Source organism: Candidatus Lokiarchaeum ossiferum (assembly GCA_025839675.1).
GTDB lineage: Archaea > Asgardarchaeota > Lokiarchaeia > Sigyniarchaeales > Promethearchaeaceae > Lokiarchaeum > Lokiarchaeum ossiferum.
Map to the genome: position 1 here is coordinate 4,561,138 of CP104013.1, position 16,985 is coordinate 4,578,122.

Annotated in this window: 13 protein-coding genes; 8 read left to right on the top strand and 5 right to left on the bottom strand. The window is 33.9% G+C overall.

Annotated elements, in window-relative coordinates; all coding sequences use genetic code 11:
- Positions 1–127: 127 nt before the first annotated feature.
- The 3 genes from NEF87_RS19595 (at position 128) to NEF87_RS19605 (ending at position 3,453) form a co-directional block, all read left to right on the top strand.
- A complete protein-coding gene (locus NEF87_RS19595; protein WP_457917162.1) occupies positions 128–1,594 on the top strand; it encodes an MFS transporter in 1,467 nt (488 codons plus the stop codon).
- A 113-nt stretch (positions 1,595–1,707) separates the two neighbouring features.
- A complete protein-coding gene (locus NEF87_RS19600; protein ID WP_457917163.1) occupies positions 1,708–2,736 on the top strand; it encodes an alpha/beta fold hydrolase in 1,029 nt (342 codons plus the stop codon).
- 78 nt (positions 2,737–2,814) lie between these two features.
- On the top strand, positions 2,815–3,453 hold the full coding sequence (locus NEF87_RS19605; protein WP_457920138.1) for an HAD family hydrolase: 639 nt from the start codon (positions 2,815–2,817) through the stop codon (positions 3,451–3,453).
- On the opposite strand, the gene NEF87_RS19610 is transcribed toward NEF87_RS19605, so the two are convergent.
- From NEF87_RS19610 to NEF87_RS19620, 3 genes are read right to left on the bottom strand one after another with little or no spacing between them, the layout of a single operon-like run.
- Positions 3,450–4,493, bottom strand: a complete 1,044-nt coding sequence (locus NEF87_RS19610) for an alpha/beta hydrolase family protein (protein ID WP_457917164.1) — start codon at positions 4,491–4,493, stop codon at positions 3,450–3,452. The genes NEF87_RS19605 and NEF87_RS19610 overlap by 4 nt on opposite strands.
- A gap of 15 nt (positions 4,494–4,508) precedes the next feature.
- Positions 4,509–5,294, bottom strand: coding sequence for a hypothetical protein (locus NEF87_RS19615; protein ID WP_457917165.1), 786 nt, complete (start codon positions 5,292–5,294; stop codon positions 4,509–4,511).
- Positions 5,295–5,327: 33 nt separating this feature from the next.
- Complete coding sequence (locus tag NEF87_RS19620; RefSeq protein WP_371803173.1) at positions 5,328–5,945, bottom strand: hypothetical protein; 618 nt, start codon at positions 5,943–5,945, stop codon at positions 5,328–5,330.
- Between the two features lie 370 nt (positions 5,946–6,315).
- Between NEF87_RS19620 and NEF87_RS19625 the strand changes: the two genes are divergently transcribed.
- Positions 6,316–7,785, top strand: a complete 1,470-nt coding sequence (locus tag NEF87_RS19625) for an MFS transporter (protein WP_457917166.1) — start codon at positions 6,316–6,318, stop codon at positions 7,783–7,785.
- Between the two features lie 199 nt (positions 7,786–7,984).
- Here the strand turns inward: NEF87_RS19625 and NEF87_RS19630 are convergent, their stop codons facing one another.
- Positions 7,985–9,427 carry an aspartate aminotransferase family protein gene (locus tag NEF87_RS19630; RefSeq protein WP_457917167.1) on the bottom strand — a complete coding sequence of 481 codons (1,443 nt, stop codon included), beginning with the start codon at positions 9,425–9,427 and terminating at the stop codon, positions 7,985–7,987.
- 123 nt (positions 9,428–9,550) lie between these two features.
- On the opposite strand from NEF87_RS19630, the gene NEF87_RS19635 reads away from it, so the two are divergent.
- Together NEF87_RS19635 and NEF87_RS19640 are read left to right on the top strand one after the other, a co-directional pair.
- Positions 9,551–11,158, top strand: a complete 1,608-nt coding sequence (locus NEF87_RS19635; protein WP_457917168.1) for a 1,4-alpha-glucan branching protein domain-containing protein — start codon at positions 9,551–9,553, stop codon at positions 11,156–11,158.
- 151 nt (positions 11,159–11,309) lie between these two features.
- Positions 11,310–13,427: an endonuclease/exonuclease/phosphatase family protein gene (locus tag NEF87_RS19640; protein WP_457917169.1), complete on the top strand. Its 2,118-nt coding sequence runs from the start codon at positions 11,310–11,312 to the stop codon at positions 13,425–13,427.
- Positions 13,428–13,569: 142 nt separating this feature from the next.
- Here the strand turns inward: NEF87_RS19640 and NEF87_RS19645 are convergent, their stop codons facing one another.
- Positions 13,570–13,932 carry an Hsp20/alpha crystallin family protein gene (locus NEF87_RS19645; RefSeq protein WP_457917170.1) on the bottom strand — a complete coding sequence of 121 codons (363 nt, stop codon included), beginning with the start codon at positions 13,930–13,932 and terminating at the stop codon, positions 13,570–13,572.
- Positions 13,933–14,145: 213 nt separating this feature from the next.
- Here NEF87_RS19645 and NEF87_RS19650 point away from each other — a divergent pair, with 213 nt between their 5' ends.
- Together NEF87_RS19650 and NEF87_RS19655 are read left to right on the top strand one after the other, a co-directional pair.
- Entirely contained in the window at positions 14,146–14,358 is a 213-nt protein-coding gene (locus tag NEF87_RS19650; RefSeq protein WP_457917171.1) for a hypothetical protein, read from the top strand.
- Positions 14,359–14,360: 2 nt separating this feature from the next.
- Positions 14,361–16,976 (top strand): AAA family ATPase, encoded by a 2,616-nt coding sequence (locus NEF87_RS19655; protein ID WP_457917172.1) that lies wholly within the window; start codon positions 14,361–14,363, stop codon positions 16,974–16,976.
- The last annotated feature ends 9 nt before the right edge of the window (positions 16,977–16,985 follow it).

Below are 16,985 nucleotides of genomic sequence, written 5' to 3' on the forward strand. Positions count from 1 at the left end.
TAAATTTTGCAAGATTGATATTTTATATAGATAGATCCTTATATCAATCAAATATCTATTTGATATAAAGATCAAAAACAACATCAACAAAATTTCGTGTTTTGAAAAATTATCTGGATTTGATTTTATGACACAAGAAACTATTAAACAATCATCAGGAATTGCAGAGATGGAAGTTCAATATTCCCCACTTCCAAAAAAAACTCGAATTGCCTTTGGCTTTGGACCTTTAGCAGATCAAATGTCCCATCAAATGTTTCAATTTCTGGTATTTACCTATTACTACGCTGTGGTTGGAGTCAATATAAATCTTCTTGCTGCATCTTTTGTAATTTTTGCCATTTGGGATTCAATTAATGATCCTCTACTCGGACCCATTAGCGATAGAACTAAAAGTCGCTTTGGAAGACGCGGTTTTTGGGTATTAATTAGCATTGTTCCCTTTGGGTTAATAAACATCTTTTTATTTACTCCACCCTATTTTTGGACAAATAATGCTTCCGATATTGCCAATGCTATCTATATGATTTTGATCATAATGGCTTATGATTTATTCTACTCGATTTTTTCGGTCAATCAACTTGCTTTATTTTCAGAGATGTTTAAGTCGGAAGAAGAACGAGGGGAAGGAAATATGTGGAAAAGCATTCTTACTATAGTAGGTGTAATTATTGGATTTGTTTTACCCACTATTTTTATAAATCCGATGGCTCCAAGTGATGATACACCCGCAGATGTTGTTGCAAAAATACCTGGGATGTATGTGGTTGCAGGGATTGCTATTGGAATTCTTGTGATCATCACAGGATTTATTTTCTTTAAATATGGTATGGTGGAAGATCCTGTTAATAAATCTGTTGAACAAAACGACGACATGCCGAGTATGATTCAAATGCTCAAGGATACCTTCTCAAATAAAGATTTTATCGTCTTTTGTGTTGCTAATTTATTGAAATGGTTTGTATTTAAAATGTTAACAACAATTATTCCTCTTTATGCCATTCATGTTTTAGGTGTGCAAGGAATCATGGTGAGTGTCCTTTTATTAGCTGCATTTATTTCCGCTGCTGCGTGTTTTCCCTTGATGAAAAAGATAGGTGCACGATGGGGTTGGCGAAATGGATTTATTTTTACTCAAATCATTTGGATTTTTGTCCTTATACCATTTTGGTTCTTTGACGGTCAACCAATTTTAGCCATAATCGGAATGATTTTTATGGGAATCGCCCTTTCTGGTGCAATGTACTTCGTTGAACCCATCTTAGCTAATGTAATTGATGAAGATGAATTAAAAACAGGGAAAGCCAGTGCAGGATCTTACTATGGTGTAAATGGTTTAATTAATCGTTATTCTACAATTTTGGTTTTCGCAGCTATTGCGATAGTCTTAACGGGCTATGGGTGGGAAAATTATCTCGTTGGAGGAGATTTAGACGTGTCTGGTCTTCAAACGGGGTTAAAACTTTTATTGGTTCCGATTAGTATTGTTGGGAATATTTTGGTCATTTTGCTGTTAATGAAATATTCCTTGCATGGGGAAAAATTAAAAGACGTTCAAAAGAAGTTGAAAGAAGCGCGAATGCGCACGAAATAACTTTTCTAGAAATTTTTATACTATCCCCTTTTTTTATAAATAAACATTCAATAAAAGAAAGTATCTTTCTATTGAATTGTATTCTTCTAACATATTATTGACCTTTGATTCCTATGATATCCTCTGAAAATTTTAACAAGAATCCTAGTTCCGATCCAATTAAGGAACCAATATCTACGGATCCATATTTTTTCTCCATGCCAAAAGAATTAAAAACATCTCTTGACTCAATGCTCGAGTCTTCTCAAAATAAAAACGCCCCTAATTTCTGGCATAAAAATATTTGTGATGAACTATACGTACCAGTTGATGATGGTGAAATTCGAGTGTTTCATTATCTCCCCAAAGACCCGATTTCCAAGCGCCCCTTAGTTTTTATTCCAGGGTGGGGTGTGAATCCAGCAGGGTTTCAAGACTTATTTTCTGCCATTTATGAAAAAGTGGAGTTGTATTATATTGAAAGTCGGGAGAAAAAAAGCAGTCATATTCGGTTTTGGGAGTCTAAGTTTGATATGCATCAAAAAGCCAAAGATATCAGTGCGACTATTACTTACCTCGATTTAAATGAGAAAAATTATGTTCTAATGGGACCTTGTTGGGGTGGGGCAGTAATTATGCAAGGATTGATGGATAAAGTTTTGACCAAAGCTCCAACAGTCATCACAGTTGATCCCATGCATCGGTTGTGGTTCAGTAAATTTGCGTTGAAATGGATTACTCCTTTTATCCCGACTTTTATGTTTACACTACTTAAACCCATTATTAAGTGGTTCAAGTTACACAATATGCATGAGCCTACTCAAAAAAGCCGCGCTGAAGCATTTATTGCGGATGCTGTGATGTGGAAATGGAAAAGGGCGGCACAACAAGTAAATGAGTTTGAATTATTTGGAAATTTAAGCGCTGTGGACAAGGAAGTCTTTGTGATCAATGGTACCAATGATTTAATTCATGATCAACGAGATTATCCTAAAATCGCTGCGGAATTACCAAAAAGTCGGTTTTTATTTCTCGGAACCGATGAATCTAATCGCGAATTGTTAATGGGTATGGTCGCCGAGGAATTTACAAAAATTTTGCAAAATGACCAAATTCCCCCTAGTTTACTTCCTTTTGAAAAGGCAATCCAAAGGGGATCTTAGGATATAATTCGACCACTTTTTTTCTTAATATGTATTTGATTATGTAGGTGAATCATAATTAGTTCTGGAAAAAAAACAATCCTTTGGGATTGGAATGGAACGCTCTTAAATGATGTTGATATTGTCGTGGCCAGCATCAACTCTATATTACTCAATTATAATTTACCCCAAGTATCTGTGAATTATTACAAATCCATTTTTACTTTTCCAGTTATAGAATATTATGAAAAATTAGGGTTCAATTTTGATGATATTGATTTTTCCGAGTTGGCTAAAGAGTTCTACAACGAATATTTACCACGTTTAGAACAATGTGGATTGTATTCACAAGTTCAATCCATTCTGACCCATTTTAATTCCATAGGATATCAGCAACACATCGTTTCGGCCATGCAACATGATCATTTAGTCGAATCTGTTGAAAATTTAGGAATTGCACACAAATTTGATTCTGTTAATGGGCTTCGGGATTTGTTTGCTGCGAGTAAAGCAGAACTTGCTCATCAAGTCATAATTGCTAATGATATTGATGTGAAATCCACCTGGTTTATCGGAGATACAATTCACGATTTTGAAGTGGCTAAAGAAATTCAATGTCAACATGTTTTAGTAAGTAATGGGCATCATACGCATCAAAAATTATTGACAGTTACCTCTCGAGTTGTTCCTGATTTGTCAAAAATTTTCGGGATAATTAATAAAGAAGAAAAAATTTAGTTGGTCATTACTTTTCGGATAAAATCCGCAATTTCTAAGGAAACAAAATATTCATTTCCTTCAAAACAGTGTCTACCGTGTGCATAAATGTGATAATTTTCTGGAGGTAGATTTAATGCTTCAATTGCTCGTTCCGTATTTATGACTCTTACCGTGGGATCATTGCGATTTGCAAGTAGAAGTACACGTTTATGGTTTGGGGTTGGTTCTGTGTCACCGCGCAAAATAATTCCTTCAGGTTTAAAATAATTGGTTCCACTGTATTTCATTAAGTCTTCTTCGGGGACGGCAAAGCTGTAACCAAATAGTTTGAAGATAATTTTTTCTTGCACAGTCATGATTTTTTTAGTCAAAACTAAATCAAAGGGCCCGGATAGCATGACTACCGCTTTAATATCAGGATGGGGGTACGCAACTACTGCAGTTTTTGCAGCACCTAAACTCATTCCAACAACAACAATATTTTTTTTGTCCACAAATGGTTGTTTCAAAACTAACTCAATAAAGTCTTCAGCATCCTCAACTTGTTCAAAATCACTTTTGTTTCCAGGGGTTTGTCCTTGTCCACGAGCATCATATGTAAAATAAACATAATTTTCTTTCAATACAATGGGTAAGCAATAACGATCCATTTCCCGATGGTGAGATCCCCACCCATGAAGTCCAATGATGGTTTTTTTGGGGGATAAATCTTTTTGTAGATCAATTGCTTTCGAGTGGTATATATAAGCATAATTTTTTACTCCATCCTTATTCACAAAGTGAAAATCTCTTTTGATCAAGTCAGAATAATCCATATCATCCCAGTTTGTAGCTAAAGTTCCCATACTGAGATGAAAAAGTAGAAAGAATGATGTTAAATTTAATCCAATAAATAGGGTCCAAATAGATGCGAGTAAAAAACCCTGAATTTTGCTTTGGAAGATTAGTAGGCATAGAAGCGCAAGATCTAGTAATATCCACACTAGTTTAATCCGTAAAATGAGTGTTTTCCAAATTTTTTTTGGAAAGTAGTCATGTAAAGAGTTTTCGATTGTCATTTTTGGTAGTTCCATTTAATTTTCGGATGGAGATGGTTTTACTAATGTCGGGCGAATGTATCCCATAAATGTAGTAAAAACTCCAATAATCGCTGAAATCCAACCCATATAGTAGAAAACTGTGTATCCTTCACATCCTTCTACAAATATTATCATTGCACGATCAAATAACATACCTAATAAGATCATGAGAAAACAAACACACATAATTCCAAGAGATATAAAGGCTGTTTTGTATACTTTGGCTGCTTTTTCCATTTTAAATCCCATTTTAAACGCATGAATCATAAACGGGATGTAGCACATAAGCATAACAATAAATGCCAACCCAAAAGTGATCAAATCAAAAATTTCTTGGGAAGGGAAATATAAGATCAAAGAAACTAAAATTGTGCTGATGGTCAAAACGAGTATAATTTTGTTTCGTAATTGTTTTATTTCTGTATCGAATACCATTCCTTGAAACTTATTAGTAAAATATGTTCCAATGACAATGAATGTGAAGCTTATTCGATATTGAGTTATTCTTGCAATCAACCATAAATTTGGAGTTTCAGGTGGAAATAAAACAATTGAATTATATCCAAAACTCAATTGAATGAGTTTGGCAATCCACGAAAAAACTAAACCTAAAAAGTAACTTGTAAAAGAAGCTAAGAGAATCGCGGTCATCTTAGATTTTTTTTTTCGGTAATGATTAAGAATGATTAATAGTAGAACTAACCATAAGCAAGCTACAATGCCTTCAAATAAAAAACCTTTGTAGACATTTTCTAATTCTGATGTAATTTCAAACCCCATATTTGTGTCAACCTTGTTTCTATCTTTGTTATTTCATTCCGATAGTTTTGTTTCTAAATCAAATTTTAGTTCTATGCCGAAAGTACGGATCTCTTGCACTTTTTTTGAAGTAAAAACCTCTTCTACTAAAACATAATTGTGCATTTTTGTATAAGCACAGAGTAAATCCCTTACATATAAAGAAAAATTATTTCCCAATTCGTGAACTCCAGATACTATAAGAACATTTTCGTTAAACTGATAATCTATTGTATTAAACCAATTCTCTCCATCTTCAGAGAAGACATACGTGACCAAAGTTTCAATTTGATAATTTACTTCGGTTTTTTCTTCAGTTTCATAAATGACTTTTGGATGATAATTTTCGAGTTTTTTCATATCGGTAGTTCCATTGCCGATAGAAATATCAACCAAAGTCCGAATTTCTTCTTCTGTCAAACATTGAATGATATATTTAAATTGATTCTTTGCAAAGATGAGTTTTGGATTAACTTGGGGATTATAGATTATATAGGCATATGTCAATAGAGCTTTTCGGGCCACTTGACTCATTTTCATATTGTGTTGATCACAAAAATCTGAAAAACGTTGATAATCTTGTTCTTCTAACCTAATGCCCAATACTCTTTCTTTTTTTTTTTTAGTTTCCATGGTTTTCAAATTAGCGATATCCTATGAAATTGATGATGTAAAACAATTATTATTTTACTTTGTAAGTATTTATAACTTTGTAAAACATTTTCAAGTAGTACCCAATTTTTTTTAAATATTTGTAAAACGCTGAGAGCAATTTTACACTAAATACTATGAAAAATTCTTATTAATTAGGATTTCTGCAAACTTGGAAACATTGATTTTTATTTTTTTTTGGTGTAATTTAAGCATTTTTAATTGGCGATCTCATCACAATTATTTGATAAAATGATCATTTTAATAAAAAAAGATTTCAAATTATAATTAATAAAAATAGTCGGTTTTTTATTTTTGCAAAGTAAGAAATCTTCTTAGAATGTGATTTATTGTGGAAATTAATGAAAAAAATGTAAGTTCTGCAGTGGATGATGTGCAGAATTTCAATTATAATACAAAACATCCTACATCCACAACTGTGTGTTTCGGATTTGGTGCGATGGCGGATCAGATGAGTCATCAAGCCTTTCAATTTTTAGTCTTTTCATATTATTATGCAGTTGTAGGTCTTAGAGTGGATGTTCTTGCAGGGGCGTTTATTTTATTTGCTATTTGGGATTCAATTAACGATCCTCTTCTTGGTCCTCTTAGTGATAGAACAAAATCTCGTTTTGGAAGGAGAGGTTTTTGGATTTTGGTTATAACTGTTCCCTTTGGATTAATAAATATATTTCTATTCACCCCTCCAATGTTTTGGTCTAATTCAATTGATTCACCACTATGGAATACTGTTTATATGATCGTAATCATCATGTTGTATGATCTGTTTTATACGGTTTTCAGTTCCAATCAGTTAGCATTATTCCCAGAAATGTTTAAAACCGATAAAGCTCGCGCTCGCGCAAATAAATTTAAAAATATTATGACGATCGTGGGATTATTATTGGGTTTCGTCTTCCCTACTGTCTTAATTGCTAATTTAGTTCCCACAGAGACAGTTTCAGCTCAAGAAGTCAATTCCATGTACGTTACTACAGGGATTGTTATTTGCATTTTGGTTGTTATCTTTGGATTCTTATTCTTTAAGTTCGGTATGAAAGAAGATCCTACGCACATAACCAAACCGGATGAAATGTTAGGAATCTTTGAATCCCTAAAAATTACTTTGAAGAATAAAACTTTCTTGATTTTTGTTTCAGCAAATCTCTTTGTTTGGTTTATCTTTAAAATGTTGACAACTATTATTTCTCTCTATGGGATTCATGTGTTGGGGATCACTGATGGAAACATATTACTCACTGTAATGCTTTTAGCTGCTTTTCTTACGGCCGCTGCAATGTTTCCTTTTATGGAATGGTTAGGAAATAAATTCGGAATGCGAAAAGCCTTTATGATGACCACATCATTTTGGATCCTTGCGTTGGTTCCATTCTTCTTTTTGGATAATCTTCCAATCCTGGCAATTGTATGTATGATGTTTGTTGGAGTTGGGTTAAGTGGAACGATGTTCTTTGTGGATATTATTATTGGGCGTGTTATTGACGAAGATGAATTAAAAACGGGACGCCGACGTCAAGGTGCATATTATGGGGTAAATGCATTAATTAACCGTTACAGTACGATTCTTGTATTTTTAGCTGTGGCAGGAGTTCTTTCTGGCTATGGGTGGGGAGAATATATTGTAGGGGCATCCTTGGAAGAAGCAAGTGGTATTGCGAGTGGATTAAAACTTTTAATGTCACCGATATCAATCGTAGGACTTTTGATGGTACTATTCTTTCTATGGAAATTTCCGCTACATGGAAAGCGGTGGGAAGAAGTCCAACGCCAATTAAAAGAAAAACGGGCTCAAAATCAATAATTTTTTACTTTTTTACTTTCATTTTGTTTTGAATTTTTTATTTAATCTTCTAAGTTCATTTGAACAATATTCAATCATGAAATGTGAATATGGTCAAACCGCTACAAAATCAGTAGGTTGGTAAATTGATTGGCTTGTGGAAACATGGAGGGGACTTATATACTTAGAAAAGTGGAAAAAAATGTAATTGATGAAAAAATTAAGATAAATCTGCAAGGGCTTCTTTAAAGGATTTTTCAAAGAGTTGACAGATTTTTTCGGTCTCATCATCGGAAATAATTAAAGGAGGTTTAATTTTTAGCACATTGCGCATCATTTCGCCACTCGGTTTTAAGATGGGCATACATTCACCAAACATTATATTGTTTTTCATTCCTTTTTCAATGATTTTTTCTGTTAATTCATTATTAGGTGCTCTCGATTCTGCGTCTTGGACTAATTCTATTCCAATAAATAATCCTGGTCCTCTTATGTCTCCAATTTGAGGATATTTGGTTTGCATTTCTTTAAGGAATTGAGTTATTTTTGCTCCTTGTCTCGCAGCATTTTCTGGAATTTTTTGTTTTTGCAAAATTTCAATTGTTACTAAAGACGCAGCCATTAATACGGGTGAAGATGAATAAGTGGTATGCTCCTCTGCTTCTGAAAGCATTTTTAATTTGGGTTTCGCAATACAAATCCCAAGGGGATATCCACCAGCAGCTCCTTTGGTTGCTGCCAAAATATCTGGGGAAACATCTGCACCTGCTTGTTCACTTAGAAGTTCTGTCATCCACATTTTTCCGGTCCGTCCAAAACCAGTTTGACATTCATCATAAATTAATTTCATCTTATTCCGGTTGCACACTTCTTTTAATCCAAGCAAAAATTCGACTGGGGCAGGAATTTGACCTCCTGCACCTTGGTTAGGTTCAATTAGTACGGCTGCAACTCCGGAGGTATGGAACGTTTCCAAATGTTGGGTAACAACAGCAAGGCATTCTAAATTGCAATTGGGGTCCTTCTTCCCTTCGAGTCCGCATTTATATCCAAAAGGACATCGGTAACAATACGGGTACATGGTTTTCAAAAATCGATCGATTCCAAATGGACGGTACCGCATAGCCATCCCAATTTGTTGGGTGGCTCCAGATAATGCCAAACTCGATCCATGATAACCTCGCCAGAATGTTGCAATTTGATCTCCACCCTTCCGTGTATTGATATAGGCTGTCCGAATGGCACATTCAATCGCACCTCCCCCTCCTAAATTATTTAAAGCTATTTTTCCCCCCTTCAATTGCCCCGGGGCAATATCAGCCAAACGATTAATTAATTTTACTCGAATAGGGGTCAAATAGCCATATCTAACATGTGTGCTGTGTTGTGCCTGAAGTTGAACTGCATAATTCACATCTGCTGGTGCGTGCCCTAAGTTCAAAGACCATGCTTGGGCGGTACAATCTAAAATAGGTTCTGTTTTACCTCGAAATTTAAAATAAGCCGTTCCTCCTTTTCCAGGTTTTGTTGTACCTTCTATAATATCGTCTAATACTGGGACTAAGAGATGATTTTTACGACATTTTGCGATTTCTGCATCAGTTAGCTCATTGTTGATTAATCCTTCAATTTCTTCCTTAGATAACCATTTTGTATCGAACATTTTTTTCTCTACTTTAGGTTTAACAGAAGAGGAAAAATATCTTTCTTGAACATTTTTTTTACCTTGGCTAGTTAAATTACCAACAAAATTTTGAAATGCTTGAACATCTAATATAACTTTGACATGAAAAAAATGGATGGAAACTTTGCCTTAATGCTTCATGCTCACATTCCTTATTGTCGGAAATCGGGGACATGGCCTGCTGGAGAAGAATGGTTATTTGAAGCCATGAATGAAACTTATATCCCCTTACTGTCGGTTTTTCGTCGATTTCAACAAAAAAATTTAAAACCTCACATTATGCTTGGTGTTGTGCCGATATTAGCGGAACAATTGGCTGATCCCTATATGAATGATCAATTTTGTGCTTATATGGAAGATAAAATTAACCGTGCAGAACAGGATATTGATCGATTTTCTCACGAAAAGAAGAAACAAGCCGTAGCACAATTCCATAAAGATACTTTTGAGAGAACCTATAATACCTATAAAAACGATTTCTATCGTAATGTTATCGGAACTTTAAAATGGTTACAAGAAGAAGGTGTAATTGAAATTCTTACCTCAGCGGCCACCCATGGATTCCTCCCTTTGTTAGAATCTGATTCCGGAATATATTCCCAACTCAAAGTCGGAATTCAAACCTATGAAAAAAATTTTGAGACTAAACCGAAGGGGATCTGGTTACCCGAATGTGCTTATCGTCCTCGAGACTGGTCTGAACGTTATAATTATGAGCGACGATCTATAGATGAATGGCTTGCAGATGAAGGGCTTTCCTATTTCTTTACGGAAGATATTGGGATTACTAATGCAGAATTCGTTGATAATAGACATGGGGAATCTCATCCATCCACCTATCGGGGTTATAAACTCGAATCAGGAGTATGTGTGTTCGGGCGTAATTCGATAACGGGAAAACAAGTTTGGTCTCCCGAAATCGGGTATCCTGGTGATCCCTACTATCGAGAATTTCATCAAAAGGATTCTCAATCTGGGCTCCATTACTGGCGAATAACTGGAGACTCTCACAAGGACATCTACGATCCTTCTCGTGCCAAAGAAAGTGTTCAAAATCAAGCGGAACATTTTACTTCATTGGTTTTAAACACATTAAAATCAAAAAGGGAGGAGATTTCAAACTGTCTTCCCTTGATTATGTCTCCATATGATTGTGAATTATACGGCCATTGGTGGATGGAAGGTGTAGATTGGTTAGAGGCGGTATATCAACGTTTTGCAAAAATGCCTCAGATCAGAACGATCTCCCTTTCTACCTTGGTTGAAGAACAACAAGATAGTTTTTCTATCATTAAGATGCAACCCAGCACTTGGGGTGAAAATGGGGATTTTACTGTGTGGAATAATCCGGAACATGCTTGGTTATGGCCATATATCAATTCAAGCATCAAGGATTTTGAAGAAGTATTAAAACTCATTATTGATTCAAAACGCGTATATTCTCAAAGAGACAATCGAATTTTACGTCAATGTGCTCGAGAACTATTATTGATGGAAGGGTCTGACTGGCCTTTTCTTCTTTATACAAAACAGGCAAAAGAATATGCTAATCAGCGTTTTCATAATCATCATCAGCGATTTAACAAGTTACTTTGGGCTGCTAAAAATTTGGATGATTTAAATCGAATCTCGGATGGAGAATTACATCAAATCGAGGAAATTGACAATCCTTGGCCAAATCTCGATTTCAATCTTTTTCAAGAAAAATAAACTATGAACTCCAATTCCATTTTTTTTATTAATTGTTAGTCGTAGAACATCAATCTAACGAAAATTTACATTCTTTAAAAAATTGAACGAAATTGATCATTTTATTTTACATTTCAAACCTTTTATAAGGATCTTGCTATAAATAAAAAATATGGAATCTAATCATTTTCTATGGAAAGTGGGATTTTTATCCATTATTTTTCTATTCTTTTTACAACTTGCCACGTTCCTAATTGGTGCGATCTATTCTGTCAACCTACTTGGGTCTTCCCTAAATCTGTATGCTGCAGGAATCGCTTGGATGTTTTCATCTGGATTACTGATTTTTCTTCCCTTAAAAATCAAATTACTTAGGAAACCTGAACTATCTCAAAATTCATTTCTTTCCCGTTTAAATAAATTCTTTTTCCAGGGATCTTACGAAGAACCTTTGGTTTATCGAAGGATTTCTCAGATATTCGCTATTTTTGTAATTATTTTTCGCTTAATTTCACCTTGGTTAAAAACTCGACCGACGATCATTTTTGCAGGCCTTGGAGTTGCGTTTTTCTTCTTGTTCTATCCCCTATACTTACTTCAAATTCCTAAAGATTTCCATAAAGAAGAAGGCCTTGCTCAGGGTATAAGTTTAGCTATTGCGACGCTATTATCTATTCTTTTTCGCACAATTGGTGCTTCTCTTGATTCTTCTATCTTTGGATGGACTCAACTAATTGGATGGGTTTTGGGCATTATTTGCATGTTTGGAATTTTCAATTTTGGAAAAATTATTGAAATCGCGCCCCCTCAAGAAGAAAAAGTTTCACTTCCCCCTTCGAGCAAGCAGCAAAACCACCGTAGTTTTTTAGCGAGTTTTTGCCTTCTAAATTTGTTCATTTTGATTGTTTTTGGATTTGAGAGTCCCACAGTCTTCGCTCGCTGGACTCAAGGGAATTATATTGCTATTGTTGTAATTTTAGTGATTGTAATTCTGAGTCTAGTTATAGTTTCTGCCCTCAAGCCTGATATTATCTCAAAGATACCTCAATGGGGGTTATGGGCATGGAATATCTTCTTCACCATTATGCTCGCCCTTACTATTATTGTGCATACCGTCTCTTTTCCTAGTGCTCCTGATTCGGCTGTTGTTGTTGTTGGATCTCCATATTGGTATCAGCAGATTCCTCTTTACATGATGCTAATTTCATCACCAATTATATTCCTAGATATGGTTTTATTCTGCTCTCAATTGATCCATTCTTCCCCTAAACTCTCAACTTTAACTGGAAGTTTTACCCTTCATGGATTGTATTTTATCATCCTCATTTTCATGGCTATTTTTACAAACGTCTGGGGTTATGTGAAACCGGTGAGTAATTTACTTCGAAATCTCTATTGGTTACCCTATTTAATTATCGGATTGGGGATGATTGGTGGGGTTTTTGCCATAAATCTTACCCAACATCAATTCAATGTGATTTCAATTCCCAAAATTGGGAAACAAAGTATCGCTATCCTATCTTCACTGGTTACTATTGGAATTATCATCAGCGCTTTTCTTGTGGTGCCTTCACCCGCTAGTGATGGCAACGAATCTATTTCGTCAATTACTGTTATGACATATAATATTCAAGAAGGAAATAACCAATCGGCTGAAGCTAACTACGCAAGCCAACTCGAAGTAATTCAGAATTCGGGGGCTGATATTATTGCTCTGCAAGAGTGTGATACTACTCGGATTGGTCTTTGGAATAATGATCTTGTTCGCTATCTTGCTACTGCGCTCGATTATTACTCGTATTTTGGACCGAAAACTGTAACTGGGACGTTTGGTACAGCAATTCTCTCCCGATTTCCAATCACTCGTGCTGAAACATTATTTTCTTACAGCAATAAGGATGAAACTGGGACTGCATATGCAACCGTTTTGATAAATAATGAAGAATTTCATATCTTCTCATCCCATCCGGATGGTAATGCTGATAATCACCGTGAACATATGAATGCAATTCTTGAGAAAATTGAAGATGAATCTCTGAATCACGTAATTTCAATGGGGGATTTTAATACAAGGCAAGATTCAGAATATTACAACATGTCCTTAACAATGCTAGATGATACATGGTTACGTGTTTATCCTACTGGTGTTGATGAATTTGGAAATAATATGACCCGGCGCATTGATCATATCTTTATATCTTCTGAATTTGAGGTTGAGAATGTTTGGGTTATTCCTGAGGGACCTTCCCAATCCGATCACAATGTATTCTGGGCAAAGCTTACGTGGTAACTTTCAAAAGAATTCTTTTTTTCCTTTCCTATTCCTTAATTCCATTATATTGATCATGATTATATTTGTATTTTGAAAGCTTAGTATCTTAAAAGCAATATATTTAAGTAAAAATAAAAAAAAATTACTAAAATTCACTCTTTTAATTAATTGTTAACCTTTGTGCATCTTTATATGGATCTGGGCATTCTACTGGAACTTCTAATGTTAAAATCCCATTTTTATAATTGGCGGTGGGTTCTTTATCCAAAGTTGCTGTGCACGAGAACATATATTCTGAGATGTAATCTGTTTCAGCATTGCGATGTGCAATCATACGGACTCGATCCTTTGTTACATCAAGATGGATCTTATCTTTATCCACACCTGGAATCTCAAAAGTCAGGGTTTCAACATTTTCTTTGTCATCTTCATCGGTACATCCGCAATCGCAAGTAGGACAGGCGGGTACCCATATTCTTCTCTTAAAACTAGTAGTTTTTTTTTCTTCATTTTTTTTATCCATTTTAATCACCTAATTATTTGGTTATTTTGGATTAATTGATCAATTAGTACAAAATCAACATCAAATAGGTTCACCTTACAGAATAAAAGGACTATCTGGAAATTACAAATAAGAAAAAAAAATCGGAGTTTTTAAGTAACTTTATGCAACAAAAGATAATTCTAAAACTTTCAATTCAAAGTCTAAATTGAATAAAATGGGAGATATATTTTATTGAGCATAAATTTTAACATAGATGCACTTCTTAACAAATCTGGATTATCCAAAACGGAAATTCAAGGACTTTCTCAACTTTTTCAATTTGTACAATATTTATATGATGATGAAGGCAATTTAACAAAAACGTTCAATTTGAATAAAAAGGCAAAGGATCTTCTCAATGACCGCGTGGAGGAATTATTTGAGTATAATATCCGGAATGATTGAAAATGATAAAGAGTATGCGATTAAAGAATTTTCGAAAACACTTAGATTATTCTCTCCAGTTGGCTGATGAGTTTAATTTAATTCATGGGCGAAATAATGCTGGAAAATCCACTTTATTTTATGCTGTGGAATATTGTCTTTTTGGAACTGTACAAGGGTTCAAAAAAATAAACCAATTAGTTCTCTACGGACAAAAAACAATTGGAGTGGAGCTATTTTTCAAAGGAAAAGATAATCGACAATATAAATTGCAACGGATGCACAAAATATCTGGTAGAACTAATTCCGCAAAAGGATTTTTTACTTTGAAAGAACTACAACCTCAAGAAAATGGTATGGATGGCAATATAGATGAAGTGTATATCTTATCTACAGATTTTGGGGATAGAGAAGAAAATTTACGATTAAAACTTGTTGAACTCACTGGGATCTCCAAACGATTTTTTGAAGCAGGAATGTTTTTCAAACAAGGCACTATTAGCAATATATTAGATGGTTCCAAGAATTTAGATGTTATTTTTGGTATAACTGCTGCTAGTGCTTTAGCAGATACCTTTAAAAACAAAATTAATTTATTGGAAAAAAAAACAGCAGGAATTGGGAATATTGAGATTCTACTAAACAAATTACGGGAAGATAAACAAAATAATCTTGCAGAAATATTGAAACTAAATACAGAGATTAATATTTTCCAAAGCAATGTAGAAAGTCTCAATAAATTCAAAGATGGTTTTTCTTCTATTTTAAAGCATTTTCTTGCTCTCCAATCGATTTTAAATGAACGTGAAGATTTGCAACATGATAAAGATAACGTTCAAACAAAATATGAGACAATTCAGGAGAAATTTCTATTAATTCTCAAAGATAATCATTCCTTAGAAGATATGGATGATAAATTTCATGAATTTAAGGAATGTGCAAAAGCGATAAACGATGAAATTGAAAATTTTGATAAAAAAAAACATGAAATTGAACAGTTGACACAACAATACCAGTCGAAGATCATGGAACTCGAATTAAATCAGAAAAATCGTAATGTATTGCTTGATGAATTGACAGAACAACAAGAGGAATTTGGCGATAGTTGTTCGATTCAGCAAAAATTGAACCAAAGTGAAATCAAATTATCCAATAATGGTGAAATTGAAGACGAACTTAATCAAAAAATTGACAAACTTGTTTTAGCTGAGAAAAAAATGGAATCTGATATTGGAAATATTGGAGGTATTCTAGCGAGGCGTCAAAAATCTTCTGAAAGTCCATTATGCGAATATTGTGGAAATTCTATTGATAAAAATGCAGTAATTAAGGAAATCAAAAACTTGGAGTATGAAAATTTAAAATTGAAGCAAGAAAAGAAAGAAATAAATCTCCAAATCGAGACATTAAAAGACACAAAAAAAACTCTTTTGCATGAAAATCAAAGCATATTGCTCGAGAAACAAAAATTGTCTTTAAAATACACTCAGTTGAAAAAAATTCATGCTCAAATTGCTATTCTTGATGGAAATGGTAATATCTTAAGTAAATTATCCGAATATGCGCAAATTCAAGATCAAAATGAAAAAGAATGTAGTGAGATACAAAGAATAATAGCAAACAAGCAGATTCAGTCACAACAAATATCTGCTCAAATGGCTCAATTAAAAACCCAATGCGATTTAGCTCATGATATGAATATAAGCCTAAAGCAAATTGGGGGAGAAAAGGAAAAAGTCAATCAAAAAATTCAAGAAAATCTTGACAAGCTTATAGAATCTATTAATCAATTAAAAATTTGTTTTCAATCCCTTAAAGAATCTGATTTTCTTGATAAATCTGAAAGAAGTGATGGATTAGTTCAACAAAATCATAATTTTCAAGAGAATGAATTTTCTGATTCTTTTTCTCCAGATATAATATTCAGTGAATCTCAAGAGGGATTACTGGCGATTTCCACTGATCCATTAGATTTTTTATCAATCAAAAAATTTACTGAAAAAAATGTTGATCTAATTAAAAATCTCGGTAGTAAATTGGATACCTTGCTTAATGTAAGTCACCAGGAATTGCAGAAGGTTAATAAAAAATTAATTGAAAGTCAACAAAATTTAATGGAATTGGACAAAGAAATCAGCCATTACAATGCAAAGTTGATTAATATTCAAAGAATTTTGACTTTACTCTCTAAATATACAAGTTATAAACAGATATTTGAAGAAATTCAAAACACTATTCGTGAAAATGCTTCTAAAGCCTTAGAAGGAAAAATTTTAGACTATCATAATTGTCTATCTTTGGAATCAGAATTTAGTAAAATTCAAGTGGATAACACAGATTATAGTTTAAACGTGACCCCAATTGATGCCGGAACCGATGATATATATCCAGCAAATGTTTATCAAGGGGGTGGGCATAAGTTAATGTTGGGGTTAGCATACAAATTTGCAATTGGTGATCTTATTGGTAATCCTCCTGTATTGCTTATTGATGAACCTACCGAATTTATTGATTCGGAAAATCGTGAAAATGTATTATCCCATTTACATAACATTACTCAACATAGCCAAGTTCTACTTATCACACACCAAGATGTCGATAAAATTACTTCCCAACAAAAAATCAGAATTCAAACATAGGATTGAAAA